This window comes from Candidatus Hydrogenedentota bacterium (assembly GCA_018005585.1).
In the GTDB taxonomy this organism is placed as follows: Bacteria; Hydrogenedentota; Hydrogenedentia; order Hydrogenedentales; family JAGMZX01; genus JAGMZX01.
This window is the reverse complement of sequence record JAGMZX010000009.1, coordinates 35,166-48,739: the sequence shown is the minus strand read 5'-3', so window position 1 is coordinate 48,739 and position 13,574 is coordinate 35,166. Positions and strand designations below refer to the sequence as shown.

Genomic DNA, 13,574 nt, shown 5'->3' with positions numbered 1-13,574 from the left:
CTCCTCTTCCGGCGCGCAGCGCCTACGCGTTCACTTCCGCATGCGTCAATTCATGCGAAGGCCAGTTCTGCAATTCCCGCGAAGCCTCGTTAGGCATCCACCCGCTGTTCATCACGAGAATGCGGTCGCACATGCCGATGACTTCGAGCAATTCGCTCGAAATGATGAGCACCCCGACGCCCTGCCGTACCAGCTTGTTCATGAGTTCATATATGGCCACCTTCGCGCCGACATCAATGCCGCGCGTCGGTTCGTCAAAGATCAGCACCTTCGACTGCGTGAACAGCCACTTCGCCAGCACTACCTTCTGCTGATTGCCGCCGCTCAGCGTCTGTACCGCGGTTTCCACCGTGGGCGTGCGTATCTCCAGGTCTCGCGACAGCCGGGCCGCGGCATCGCGCTCTTTGCGCTTGTCCAAGAAGAACAACCCCCGCACCAGTTGCTTGAGGTTCGCCAGCGACGTATTCTCCCGCACCGTCATCCCCAGGATGAGCCCCTGATTCTTGCGGTCCTCCGTCAGGAGGCCGATTCCGTGCCGGATTGCGTCCTGCGGGGAACGCACTTCGATCGGCTTCCCATCGAGATAGATCGTGCCTTCGTCCAGCGGGTCCGCGCCGAAAATAGCGCGCGCCACCTCGGTCCGGCCCGCGCCAACCAGCCCGGTAAGCCCGACGATCTCGCCCTTGTGCACGGAGAAGTTGATGTCATGAAATACGCCGTAGCGGCACAAGCCTTCGACGCGCAGAATCTGTTCACCGCGATGGAACTTCTCTTTGGGAAACAGGCCCTCTTCGAGCTTCCGCGCCACCATCATGCGGATGATCTCGTCCCGTGTCGCCGTGATTTTCGCCGCACGCTCCGGGTCGTCGCGCCGTTCGGTAATCGCGCTGATGTCGAGGCGGCCCACGTATTTGCCATCTCGCATGATCGTGACGCGGTCGCCGGTCTCGAAGAGTTCCTCGAGCCGGTGCGAGATGTAGATAATGCCCACACCCTGACGCTTGAGTTCATGAATCAGCTTGAACAAGGCGTTCAACTCATGCTCGGTCAGCGTGGCGGAAGGCTCGTCCATCACGATGACCTTCGCCGCGAAAGAGAGCGCCTTCGCGATTTCGACCATCTGCTGCTGGGCTATGCTGAGTTCATTGACCGGGCGGCGCACGTCGATGTCGACGTTGATGCGGCGTAGCAGTTCGCGCGCCTGGTCGTACATGGCCTGCCAATTCACGAATGGCGTGCGCGCGTAACGCGGCTCGCGTCCGAGAAAGATATTCTCGGCCACGCTCAAGTACGGGCTGAGGTTGAATTCCTGGTAGATCATGCTGATGCCCAGTTGCTGGGCATGGTGCGGCGAGCGAACATGAACCGGTTGCCCGTCGATGCGGATCTCGCCCTCGTCCAGAGGGACTGCGCCCGCGAGGATTTTCATCAAGGTCGATTTCCCGGCGCCGTTCTCGCCCACGAGGCAGTGCACCTCGCCCGCGCGCACCTCGAGTTCCGCACGGTCCAGCGCCTTCACGCCGGGAAACGACTTCGAGACGCCCCGCATCTCGAGAATGACCCGGCCTTGTCCGGGAATTTGCGTCTTCATGGCCCCTGCTCCGCGTCCAACTTCGCCTTGTCGATGATGCCCACCTGCACGTCGACCTGCTTCGGCACACGCTCGCCGCGCAGGAACGCCGCGACCGTCTCGATGGTCTTCCGGCCAATCTCGCGCGGATACTGCACCGTATCCGCTTTCAGCGCCTTGCCCGCCTGGATGGCCGCACGGGCCTCGGGCGTGCCGTCGAACCCCACCACGATGACCTTGTCCTGCAGCCCCGCCGCCTCAACCGCCGCCAGCGCGCCCAGGGCCGAATCGTCGTTGACGCCAAAGATCGCGCTCAGGTCGGGATAGGCCGACAAGAGCTTCTCGGCGGCGCTGTGCGCCTTGTCGCGCTGCCCCTCGCCCGGCGCCTTTTGCACGATGCGGATATCCGGGTGTTTGGCCAGGGTCTCCTCGAAGCCGCGCACACGGTCCTGGACGGATGTCGCCTCGGGATTGTCGATGACCGCGACCGTACCCTTGCCGCCGAGCAATCCCGCCAGGTATTCCGCGAGGATTGCGCCGCCCTGGTGGTTGTCCGAGGCGATATGGCTGACCACGTCCGCATCTTTCGCGGCAATGTCGGCCGTAAACACGGGTATCCCGCGCGCGCGCGCGGCCGCGATGGCCGGGCCCATGCCGCTCGAGTCCGTCGGCGCGATGATCAGGGCGTTAACGCCCTGAGCGATAAACATCTCGATCTGCTCAACTTGCCGCTGACTGTTGAATTCCGCGTACTGGACGCGCAGCGTGAAGCCCTGTTCCTTCGCCGCCGCCTCCATCTCTTCTACCAGGTCCTGGTAGAACACGTGCGTCGCCGTGAGCATCGCGGCGCCGATGACCTTGCCCCCGCCGCCCGCCTCGCAGCCGGAGGCAACGGCTATGATCAAGCCCAGACAGCATATGGCCGCTACATCGCGCATGGGTCGCCCTTCCTCCGGAAGTTTGGGCTTACTTTACCTATTTTAAAAAGGCCGGCGCAAGGCCATTTTGCGCGGCGTGCCGCCATTCCCGTATCTTGGCCGCTACTCGTGGTCAAGTGCGAACCGGAAGCAGGCCCGACATGGGAAACAGCGGCACAAGCCCCGAACAAACAGACCTCGAACCTCTCGTGACCATCGAGGGCGTGGTCGAGCGCGTCGTCTACGAAAACGCCGAAAACGGCTTCTTTGTGGCCCGCCTCAAGCAGGAAGGCCGCCCGGACCTCCTGACCTTCGTGGGCACGTTCCTGGCCGTGTCGCCGGGCGAAACCGTCCGGCTCACGGGGCGCTGGGTGGACGAGAAGCGGTTTGGCCGGCAACTGCGCGTCGAGTCATTTCAGACCGTCCTGCCCGCGACGGTGCAGGGCATTGAGAAGTACCTCGGCTCCGGACTGGTCGAGGGCGTCGGCCCGGTCTACGCGAAGCGGCTGGTGGAGACGTTCGGCGTCGAGACCCTGCGCGTCATCGACGAGGAACCGGCGCGGCTCCAGCGCGTGCCCGGCATCGGCCCGAAGCGGGCGGCGCAGATCCGCGAGGCGTGGGCGCGCCAGAAGTCGGTCCAATCGATTATGATCTTTCTGCAGGGGCATGGCATCGGCACGGCGCTTGCCGCCAAGATATACAAGCGCTACGGCGACGGGGCCGTGGCCGTGTTGCGCGAGAATCCGTACCGGCTGGCGCAGGACATCTCCGGCGTGGCGTTCCGCACGGCGGACAAGATCGCGCGCGAACTCGGCATCGCGCCCGAAGCGCCGCAACGCATCCAGGCGGGCCTCCTGCACGTGCTGGACGAGGCCGCAAACGACGGCCATGTCTGCCTGAAACGGGAAAATCTGCTGAAAGACGGCGCGGAACTGCTGCAAGTGCCTGAAACGGCGATTGAAAGCCCGTTTCAGGCGCTGGTCCTGGAAAACCGCATGGTTGCCGAGGACGATTGGACCTTTGCCGTGCGCTGGCACGCCGCGGAGTCCGGTTGCGCCGAACGGTTGAAGCGTCTGGCCGCCGCCAGGGACGACCTGCCCCCCATCAAGAACGTCGACAACGCGCTGCGCTATGCCGAGCGCGCGCAATCCATCGAACTGTCGCCGGAGCAGCGCGATGCCGTGCGCATCGGGCTCAGCGCGAAGGTCATGGTTATCACGGGCGGTCCCGGCACGGGCAAGACGACGGTGATCAAGAGCATCCTGGCTATTAACGAGAAGAAGAGCGTCGTATGCCTTCTTGCCGCGCCGACAGGCCGCGCCGCGAAACGCATGGAAGAGGCTACGGGCCGGCCCGCGCGCACGATTCACCGCCTTCTCGAATACAGCCCGCAGAACGGCGGCTTCACGCGCAACGAGTATAACCCGTTGCACGTCGAGCTGCTCGTCATCGACGAGGCGTCGATGATCGACATCGCCCTCATGCACCACCTGCTGAAAGCGCTGCCGTCTTACGCCCGGCTGATCCTGGTCGGCGATATCGATCAACTGCCGTCCGTCGGCCCCGGCAGCGTGCTCCTGGACATCATCGCGAGCAACTGCTTCCCCACCGTGCGGCTGCATACGGTGTTCCGGCAGGCGGCGGAGAGCGGGATCATCGCGAATGCGCACCGGATCAACACCGGTCAACAGCCGCTGTTCAACACAAAGGACTTCTTCCTGATCCAGCGCTCTGACCCGGCGCAAGCGCTCGAAACGGTCGTCGAGGTGGTGCAGCGCCGCCTGCCCCGTTCTTTCGGTTTCGACCCGGCCCGCGACATCCAGGTGCTGGCGCCCATGCACCGCGGCGACGCAGGCGTTACCCGGCTCAACGAGGCGCTGCAACAGGCGCTCAACCCCAACGGCGCGCCCGTGCCGCGCCGCAATTTCCGCGCAGGCGACAAGGTCATGCAATTGCGCAACAATTACGAACTCGAGGTCTTCAACGGCGACGTCGGCGTCATCACGGACGTGCGCGAGGACGAGCGCGCGCTCGGGGTTTCTTTCGACAATCACGAAGTGCTCTACGACTTCGACGACCTCGATGATCTCGGCCTCGCCTACGCGGCGACGGTCCACAAATCGCAGGGGAGCGAGTATCCGGCGGTCGTGCTCGCCCTGCTGCCGCAGCACTACATGATGCTCCAGCGCAACGTGCTGTACACGGCCATCACGCGCGCGCGCCGCGTCGTCGTCATCGTCGGAACCCCCAAGGCGATCGCCACCGCCGTGCGCAACAACATGATCACCCGCCGCAACACCCGCCTCACCGAACGCCTGCGGAATACGCTGTGAACTGTCCTGCGGCGCGGCGCAGGTCTCAGCCGCCCTGAGCCGGACGCAGGTCGCGCAGCACGAGCTGGACGTAGGTCTCGTTCCGGTATGTGTTGAGTTCCGGCACGAAGGCGATGTCGAGGCGGCGCGGCACGGCCTCGGGCGGCATCCATTCGGCGAACCCGAAACCCACGGCCTCAAAAACGCGGCCGCCCTGGCGGACGGAAAGCCTGAGATGGCCGCCGTTCAACAGGCGGGGCGAGCGCGGCACGAGTTCGACATCCAGCGCGCAGAAGAGCGGCGCGGGATTGCTGTTGCCGAACGGTTCGAGGTGCGCGAGCGTGTTCATGAAACCGCCGTCGAGTTCGCTCAGCGATACGGGCCCGTCGATTTCGAGCACGGGCAGAATTTCGTCCGGCCCAAGCCGGCGCAGCGCCTCCGCCTCGAACGCCTCGCGGAATGCGGGGATGTTCTCTTCGCGAATGGTCAGCCCCGCGGCGGCCTGATGCCCGCCGTATTGCTCGAAAGTCCCCTCGCACGCGCCAAGCGCGCCCACAAGGTCAAAACCCGGGATGCTCCGGCCCGAGCCTTTGCCCATGCCGTTCTCGTCGATCGCGACCAGCAAGACGGGGCGGTAAAAGCATGTCTGCACGCGCGTGGCGACAATGCCGATGACGCCCGGGTGCCAGCCGCGCCGCGCCAGCACGATCGTGCGCTGTTCCGGGCGGAATACGCCGTCCAGTTCCGCAACGGCGTCGTCGTAGATGGCTTTTTCGATGGCGCGGCGGTCGTCGTTGGCCCGGTGCAGTTCGAGCGCCATTACGTGCGCGGCGGTGGTGTCTTCTTCGAGCAAGAGGCGCAGCGCGGTCAATCCGTCGCTCAGGCGGCCCGCCGCATTGAGCCGGGGAGCGATTTGAAAACCGAGTTCGCGGGAGCGTAGCTCGCGCACCTTGAGGCCGGCCACGGACGCAAGCTGCGCCAGGCCCGTGCGGGCGTATCTCGCCATGTGCTTGAGACCCAGCGTCACAATGACGCGGTTCTCGCCAAGGAGGGGCACAATGTCGGCGACCGTGCCGAGCGCGGCCAGGTCAAGGTCGTTGCGCGTGCCGTTGAGCGCCTCTGAAAGCTTGAACGCGATACCCGCCCCGCAAAGGCGCCACGCCGGATGCTCCGGCGTTTCGCGCTTCGGATTGACGACCGCCACGGCTTCCGGCAAGGGGCCATCGATGGAATGGTGGTCCGTGATGATGAGGTCGATCCCAAGGTCCCGCGCGCGGGCGGCCGCGGCATATGCCCGCACGCCGTTGTCCACGGTGATGATCAGCGAAACGCCGTCGCGGCTCGCGGCATCCACATGCTCGGCGTTAATGCCATACCCCTCGACCAGCCGCTGCGGCATCCCGTAACTAACCTGCGGGATACCGAACCGGCGCAGCCCCGTGAAAAGGATGGCCGTCGCGGCAATCCCGTCGACATCGTAATCGCCAAACACGCGCACATGCTCGCCCCGCTCCCTCGCCTCGGCGATGCGGTCCGCGGCGGCGAGCATGTCTGTAAGCAGGAACGGGTCGCTGAGTTGCTTTTGCGTGGGATTGAGGAACTCACGGGCCGCGTCACCGTCATGCACGCCGCGCGCCATCAACAGCTTCGCCACTACCGGCGCGACGCCAACTTCGCGCGCCAGCGCCATCGTGACGGCGCGGTCCTGCTCGCCAATCCGCCATTGCCGTTTCGGCGCCCCGTTCACAGGCGCTCCCGTGCAAGACGCACAATGGCGTGTACGACTTCGTCGGGGCTCATAGCCGTCGTATCGACCAGCACGGCGTCGTCCGCCTGGCGCAAGGGCGACTGCTGCCGGTTCTTGTTCTTCTCGTCTCGGTCGTGGATTTCCGCGCGCAGCGCGTCGAAATCGACGGCGATGCCCCTGGCTTCCAGTTCGCGGGCGCGGCGGCGTGTCCGCTCGTCCAAGGAAGCGTCCAGATAGACCTTGCAGGCGGCGTCCGGAAACACGACCGTCCCGATATCCCGGCCTTCGGCCACTGTTGGGCCGCGCGCGCCTAGCTCCCGCTGGAGGGCGACCAGGCGCCGCCGCACCGCGGGATTCTGATCGACCCTGTAAATGAGCCGCGTCACTTCGGGCGTGCGGATCGCTTCCGTCACGTCCCTGCCGCCGACCGTCACCCGCTGCCTGCCCCCGGCCTCTGCTATCTCCAATTGCATGGCTTCGGTGGAAGCGGCGAGCGCCGCCGCGTCATCGAGGTCGACGCCGTTGTGCAACGCCCACCACGTCGCCGCGCGATACATGGCGCCCGTATCGAGAAACGCGAAACCGAGCGCCTCGGCGGCGCGCCGCGCCGTCGTGCTCTTCCCCGCGCCCGCGGGGCCGTCAATAGCCACGATCCAGGTGATTCTCGGCATCAGACCTCCGGCCCGGAAACGCCGCGGCCTCTTGCGGCGTCGAGAGAAGACGGATGCTATCACGGTGCTTCAGGCACGCTCAACCGTTCCCGCGTGGCCCAGCCGGTAGGTTACGGAATCCGCGCTTGCGGCGGTCGTGACACGTCCGCGGCCCTCGGGGGCGTCCGTCTCGAACGCGCGCAAGTTCGCGTAGATGCGCACGCCTGCGTCAAACGCGCCCGTGACCCGGCCGCCGGGTTCTTCCTCGCCAGATGCCGCGCCGGGAAGTTGCACGTGATGCTCTGTTTGCAGGACGCGCGCTGCCTCCGCATATTCGTCGCAGGTCTCCCGAAGCGTTGCCGCAAAGGCGCGCACACGATTGCCGTGTTGCTCGATGTTGCGCAGCATGAGCTTCATGAAAGGATGCCGCAACCGCGCGGCCACAGGCGAGGCTGCGGGTTCTTCGCGGGCTGCCGTCAGCACCTGCTGCAAGATTTTCAGGCCCGGCAGGCCGTTGCCGGCCCGGTCCAGGACGGCCACGCGCCCAATCCCCTGTTGGACCTCCGCGCGCATGGCTTCGATGCTGCCGGCGAGCGTCTGCCGTTCGTTCTGCCACGCGGACACGCGTTCCAGCAGACCCCGGAGCAATGCCAGCGCCTCGCCAAGCTCCGAGCGCCGGTCCCGCAGGTCATGTTGAAGCTTGAGGACTTCGTCGCGCTTGCGCGCCAGTTCCTCGTCGATGCCGCCCTCGGATTCCAGGGATTGCAGTTCGCGCCGCAGCGCCTCGAGCGTCGTGTCATCGGCCTCGTCAACGGGTTGCCGTTCTTCCGACAGTTTGCGCGCATTCAGGCGCTCATCCAGCCGTTCCATCATCGATTCCATGCCTGCGATGACCCGGTCCAGGAACGCCAGACGCCGTTCCGCGGTCTCAAGGCGCTCGACGGACGCCGTGACCCGGTCGCCGCCGGACAAGAACAGCAGGGCATTGCGCGCAAAATGCTCCGACTCGCGCCGGGCCATTGCGGTCATGTCGCGCAAGTCCTTCGCGCGCCGCCGCAACATGCGCGCGCGCAATAGCAGGCGCAGCGCGTCTTCCGGCATGCGTTCGCCGTAATCGCCGTGGTTCAAGCCGCGGCGCAGCACAATCATCAGCGCGTGTTCAGGATCACAGCGAAAACGCGACGCCCGCCCCGTACCCGCGATGTGCAGCGTTCCGCCGAAGACTTCGCCCTGCACCTGGACGGCCGCGGCGAAATAAAGGCCGCCCGCCACGCACGTCCGTGCGAGGAACTGCTGTTGCGCGAAGACCAGGCGCGGCCTTCGCGACGCGCGGCACCGAACCGAACCATGCTTGCTGACCACAAGCGCATGGTCGATGATGTCGCGCAGGGATACGTCGCCCCGGCGCACCACCACGGCGCCGGACACGTTCCGGCACACTTCGCAACAGAAGGTAGCCGCCACGTGGCCCAGCACGTAACCGCCCACGTAACAGTCGCCTTCCTCGACTGCCACCGCACAGTCTTCCGGCACGTCCCCGACTATACGGACCGTGCCCCAATGCTGCAGCACATGCCCCGTGAAGGGAAGGGCCATCCCGGCAAACGCGGTCAGCCGACGCACCGGCGCCGCCTCTAATTCCCGCGGCAGAACCAGGGTCACGCGGTGTTCCAGGGCCGGCAGCCCGGGCGCCACCGGAAGTTCCGCGCGCCTTTGGATAATAGCCTCGATGTGGGGTTCGATGCAGGACCGCGGCCGGGCAAACTCCTCGGGCCGCGCCGCGCGCCCCATGAGTTCGTAAGCAATGCAGAGAAAATCCAGCTCGTCTCGGGCAAGCCGGGCAAGGCTCCCGGCACGCAATTCGTCAATCAGTTTCCTGAGCAGGGGTTGCTGCCGGCCCCCTTCAAACAGAGTGGCTGGCGGCTCGTGTTCAGCGGCCCAACGCGCCTCAAGGGCCTGAATACGGCTCGCCTGGTCCGCAAGCGTCTCCCCCTTGGATTCGCACCACGCCGCGCACAGCGCAACGTCCTCCAAGGTCATGGAACAGGCCTCTTCCGGAGACCTGTCCAAGACATGCTCTACAAACGCGTCATACGACAAGTGCCGTCACGTCCTATTTCCCCCCGGCCCGAGAACCTCCAAGCCTTTCAGGTACGGCGGCCGCAATACGCCCTTTTCCGTGATGAATCCCGCAATCAGTTCCGCGGGGGTCACATCGAACGCCGGGTTATAGACGCGAATCCCTTCCGGCGCGGTTCTGCGGCCAAATCCTTCCGTGACTTCTTCCGCGCTGCGCTCTTCTATCGGAATGCCCGCGCCATCCCGCAACGCAAAATCAAAGGTGGTAGAGGGTGCGGCCACGTAGAAGGGGATTCCGTGGTTCTGTGCCAATAAGGCGAGTCCGTAAGTGCCGATCTTGTTTGCGGTGTCGCCGTTCGCGGCGATGCGGTCCGCGCCGACCACGACCAGCTGCACGCGGCCTTCGCGCATCACTTGCGCGGCCATGTTGTCGCAAATGAGCGTCACGTCTATTCCCGCTTGCGCCAATTCCCACGCGGTAAGACGCGCGCCTTGCAGCAAGGGGCGTGTCTCGCCGGCAAAGACCCGAACGCGCCGGCCCAGTTCCCATGCCCGGAAAACCACCGCCAGCGCCGTGCCGTAGCCCGCGGTGGCAAGGGGCCCCGCATTACAGTGAGTCAACACACCGTCCCCGGCATGGACCAGGGCCGCGCCGTGTTCGCCGATGGCGAGGCAGATACGCCGGTTCTCTTCGAGAATCCCCACCGCCTCCCCTTCGAGGCGCGACAGAAAGGCGGACACGCTCTCCGCGCCCGCGTTAGCCACGGCAGCCGCGCGCATGCGCTCCACCGCCCAGAACAGGTTCACCGCCGTCGGGCGTGCAGCAGCCAGATACGCGGCGGCTTCCTCCGCCGCACGAAGCGCATCCCTAACGGTGTCCGGGCGTTTTTCGAGAACGCCGACAAGCACGCCGAAGGCCGCGCAACAGCCGATCGCCGGTGCGCCGCGCACACGCAGACTGCGAATGGCTTCGTGGACCTGATGCAGTGTGGCAAGTTCGATACGGCGCGTTTCCTGCGGCAAGAGGGTCTGGTCCAGAATGGTCAGCCGGCCCGCCTCCCATTCGAGGGGCGAAACTATGTTTATGGCGCCCGGGGCCGCATTCATGGAAAGGATGCTACCGTCTTGTCCGGCCGGAATACAACCGGCCCGAGGAATACCCCGTGCGCGCTGCCTCCCGGCCCCGTCAGAGAGATGCCGCGAATTCCGGTCAGGACCACGGGGAAATGCGGTAGAATAGGGATGAGACGATGAGCGGACGCATGGAGGCCAACGGCCAAGGTCATGTTCAGGACCTTTTTAATCAATGTGTGTGCCTCGTCGGTTGCGGCGTGGCTTGCGGCGTGCGCAACCGGTCCCGACAGTCCCCAGCCCTTCACGCAGGATTGGCGGCGCGGCCAAGTCCGCGAGCGCGCGTTTCAACAGCGCCTGGAACGGCTGCGCGGCGGCGACGAGGTCGTCCTTATGGGCGAGGAAGGCAAATCGCGCGCGGCAGTATATATGGACGAGAAGGGCCGGCCGCGGTTGAATATCGGGCGGGAAACCGGCCTCAGCGCGGACCTGGACTACGAAGAAGGTCCGGAAGCCACGGTCAAGTACAAGGTCAAGTGGGATTTCGCGAAACCGGACCGGAAGAAGTGATGCGTCTATCCCCGCGGCCCTCATGGCTGCTCCGGGAAGAGCGGCCGCGCGCGCCGCTCGAACCCGTCAATTCTTGAAGACAACGACTTGATCGCCGACGCGCAGCACGTGATTCCTGGGCCATTCATTCCATCGGAACAGGTCGCTGACGCTGACGCCGTAGCGGCGTGCGATTGTCGTGGGATTATGGCCGCGCGCCACCACGTGCACAATCCTCCCAGTTCCGCCTTCCGAGGCATTTGACGCCGTGACAATCCGCTCGGAGGACGCTTCCGCGGCGGCAGGCGCGCCTTTCCTGTGTATCACGAGCTCGTCGCCCACATGGAGCACGGAGCTCGCCGTCAGCTTATTCCAGGCGAGCAGGTCGCGCGTGCTCACCCCATATTTCTGGGCAATAGCGCCGGCAGTCTCGCCTGCGGCCACTTTGTGCACCACTTTCGCCTCTTCCGGCTGTTCAGGCGCGGGCGCCGCCTTCGCCGCCGCAGCGCCCCCACCGCCGCCGCGCACGCGCAGTTTGTCGCCCGCCCGGATTGTCGACGTCTTCGTCAGCCGGTTCAGCGCGAGAAAGGCGTCGAGGTTCATCCCGTACTTCTGGGCAATGACCGCCGGACACTCACCCGCAACCACCGTATGGAACGCGACCTCCGGCTCGTCCTTGGCCGCTGCCACCTCTTCCCCACGCGCAGGCTCCGGTTCCGGCGCCGGTTCGGGAGCGGCTGCCGGGGCGGCCTTGGCCGTCTTCAAGGACGGGTCGGACACATATAGCGTGCGGCCCACCTGAATGCGCGCCGTGCGGCCCAGCTTGTTCCACTCCTGGATGTCGCTCACGCTGACATGATGCGCGCGCGCAATGTCATACAATGTGTCGCCCGACTTGACCCGATACGTCTTGGGCGGCGCGGGCTGGGACGGCGTGTCCATCGCCGAGGGAGCGCCGCCTTGCGCGGACTCATTCGACGCCACCTGGGCGCTCGACGGCAGCTTCAACCGCGCACCGGCCTGCAAGTGCCGCGCGGACCGGATCCCGTTCAGCCGCATCAGTTCGTCCGCGCTCACGCCATAGCGTGAGGCGATTGCCGCGACGGTCTCGCCGCGGCGGACGGTGTGCGTGCCCCCCGCGTATTGGACCGTCTTGACCTTCTGCAGTGCCGCCAGAAAGGTCTGACGATGCTCGACCGGCACGGCGACGGGATACTCGCCCGTCGGCGGCGTGACGCGCTGGACCAGGTCGGGATTCAGCGCCTCGAGCGTACCCGTTGGCAGGCCCATGGCTTTGTCCAGCTCGTTCAGCGAATACATGCCTTTGACCGCAAGGCGTACCGTGTTCTCCGGCGGCTGCGGGTTCGTGCGGAATCCGTAGCGTTCCGGGTTGCTGGCCACGATGAGCGTCGCCAGAAATCGCGAATAGTACTTCTTGGCTTCCAGCGGGATACGATTCGCTGCGGGCGCTGTCTCGAGCAGTGTCCAGAGATTCCGGTCGCCGCCATTGTCCGCAATCGCCCGTTCGAGCCCGCCTTCACCCATGTTATACGCGGTAACGGCCAACCCCCAGTTGCCGTCGAACATCCGGTAGAGGTCGGTCAAATAGCCGATAGCGGCCCGTGTTGAACTCTGCCAATTGTAACGTTCGTCAACATGGCTATCGATGCGCAGGTTGTAGCGCTTGCCCGTGCTCTTCATGAACTGCCACATGCCGCCCGCGCCCGCACGCGACACAATCTTCGGGGTGAACAGGCTCTCGACCATGGCCACCCAGGCAACCTCTTCCGGAAGGCCGGCTTTGCGCAATTCCTCCCGGATATAGGGCAAATATCTCTGGGCCCGGTCCAAGCCCGCCTGAAAATTCTTCGGGTAGCCCGTCTGGATTTCGTCTATCTCCGCCAAGACCCGCTCCGGCAGCGGAAAGGGTATCGGGATTTCACTATAGCCTTGCAGGGCCCCAAAATCGTCTTCTGAGAAAAGGTGGCGCCGCCGGTGGTCGAATGCGCTCGCGTGGTGCGTCGATGTATTCAAGACCGTCTCAAATTCCCCCCGGAGCGAGTAAAAGATGCCCGGGTCCAGGTCGGCCTCGATGAGCAGCTCGAGCATCACCGTGTACTGGCGCAGGGCCGCCTCGTGGTCGCCCCGTTCCTGCGCCGCATTCGCCTCCTGGAACGCCTTCTCCGCGTCGCGCAGCAGTTCCGTCACAGAACGCGGCTCGGCCGGCGCCGCCAGGTCCGCCGCACCGACGCTTCCCGCCGGCAACGGCTCGAACTGGTGTACGTCCTTGGCGCAACCGGCCGCCAGCACAATCGCCAGGATCCCGGCCAGGCACAAAAATCGGGTACTCTGCTTCATGAGGATTGTACGCTCCTGTGCTTACCGTTGGCGCGCGCGGATTCGTTACAGAGCGTCGCCGGTCGTGCTTCCCTTGCTCGCGCGGCACATCCCGACGGGAACGGCCGCTGCACCCCATCTCCGTCCAGAACCGCCGACACACCCGGCCGGGCATGATACCAGGCCATCTCCGCCAGCGGGTCTGAACCTCTCCGCCATCCGCCTTCCCCGACCCAGCGCCCCCGCCTCCCACACCGCCCTCGGCCTCCGTGCCGTAAGGCTCTCCATGCGCATAGTGTATTCAACATCTTGTGGCATGTCAAGACCTAAAATACCATATGA

General features: G+C 65.3%; 9 protein-coding genes. 2 read left to right on the top strand and 7 right to left on the bottom strand.

Features of this window, described 5'->3' with window-relative positions; all coding sequences use genetic code 11:
* Positions 1 to 22 precede the first annotated feature (22 nt).
* Positions 23 to 1,591 (bottom strand): sugar ABC transporter ATP-binding protein, encoded by a 1,569-nt coding sequence (locus tag KA184_02965; GenBank protein ID MBP8128514.1) that lies wholly within the window; start codon positions 1,589 to 1,591, stop codon positions 23 to 25.
* Positions 1,588 to 2,508 (bottom strand): substrate-binding domain-containing protein, encoded by a 921-nt coding sequence (locus KA184_02960; protein ID MBP8128513.1) that lies wholly within the window; start codon positions 2,506 to 2,508, stop codon positions 1,588 to 1,590. Before KA184_02960 ends, KA184_02965 begins: the two co-directional genes overlap by 4 nt.
* Before the next feature lie 140 nt (positions 2,509 to 2,648).
* On the opposite strand from KA184_02960, the gene KA184_02955 reads away from it, so the two are divergent.
* The gene (locus tag KA184_02955; protein ID MBP8128512.1) at positions 2,649 to 4,820 is read left to right on the top strand and encodes an ATP-dependent RecD-like DNA helicase; all 2,172 of its coding nucleotides are present in this window, start codon (positions 2,649 to 2,651) and stop codon (positions 4,818 to 4,820) included.
* Positions 4,821 to 4,845: 25 nt separating this feature from the next.
* Here KA184_02955 and recJ read toward each other — a convergent pair whose 3' ends face one another.
* The 4 genes from recJ to mtnA form a co-directional block, all read right to left on the bottom strand.
* Complete coding sequence (gene recJ, locus KA184_02950) at positions 4,846 to 6,546, bottom strand: single-stranded-DNA-specific exonuclease RecJ (GenBank protein MBP8128511.1); 1,701 nt, start codon at positions 6,544 to 6,546, stop codon at positions 4,846 to 4,848.
* Positions 6,543 to 7,208, bottom strand: a complete 666-nt coding sequence (locus tag KA184_02945) for a (d)CMP kinase (GenBank protein MBP8128510.1) — start codon at positions 7,206 to 7,208, stop codon at positions 6,543 to 6,545. The genes recJ and KA184_02945 overlap by 4 nt, the downstream gene beginning before the upstream one ends.
* A gap of 78 nt (positions 7,209 to 7,286) precedes the next feature.
* On the bottom strand, positions 7,287 to 9,236 hold the full coding sequence (locus KA184_02940; GenBank protein MBP8128509.1) for a hypothetical protein: 1,950 nt from the start codon (positions 9,234 to 9,236) through the stop codon (positions 7,287 to 7,289).
* Between the two features lie 66 nt (positions 9,237 to 9,302).
* Positions 9,303 to 10,382, bottom strand: a complete 1,080-nt coding sequence (gene mtnA, locus KA184_02935; GenBank protein MBP8128508.1) for an S-methyl-5-thioribose-1-phosphate isomerase — start codon at positions 10,380 to 10,382, stop codon at positions 9,303 to 9,305.
* A gap of 177 nt (positions 10,383 to 10,559) precedes the next feature.
* Between mtnA and KA184_02930 the strand changes: the two genes are divergently transcribed.
* A complete protein-coding gene (locus tag KA184_02930) occupies positions 10,560 to 10,916 on the top strand; it encodes a hypothetical protein (protein ID MBP8128507.1) in 357 nt (118 codons plus the stop codon).
* Between the two features lie 66 nt (positions 10,917 to 10,982).
* On the opposite strand, the gene KA184_02925 is transcribed toward KA184_02930, so the two are convergent.
* Positions 10,983 to 13,253 carry a LysM peptidoglycan-binding domain-containing protein gene (locus KA184_02925; GenBank protein ID MBP8128506.1) on the bottom strand — a complete coding sequence of 757 codons (2,271 nt, stop codon included), beginning with the start codon at positions 13,251 to 13,253 and terminating at the stop codon, positions 10,983 to 10,985.
* Positions 13,254 to 13,574 lie beyond the last annotated feature (321 nt).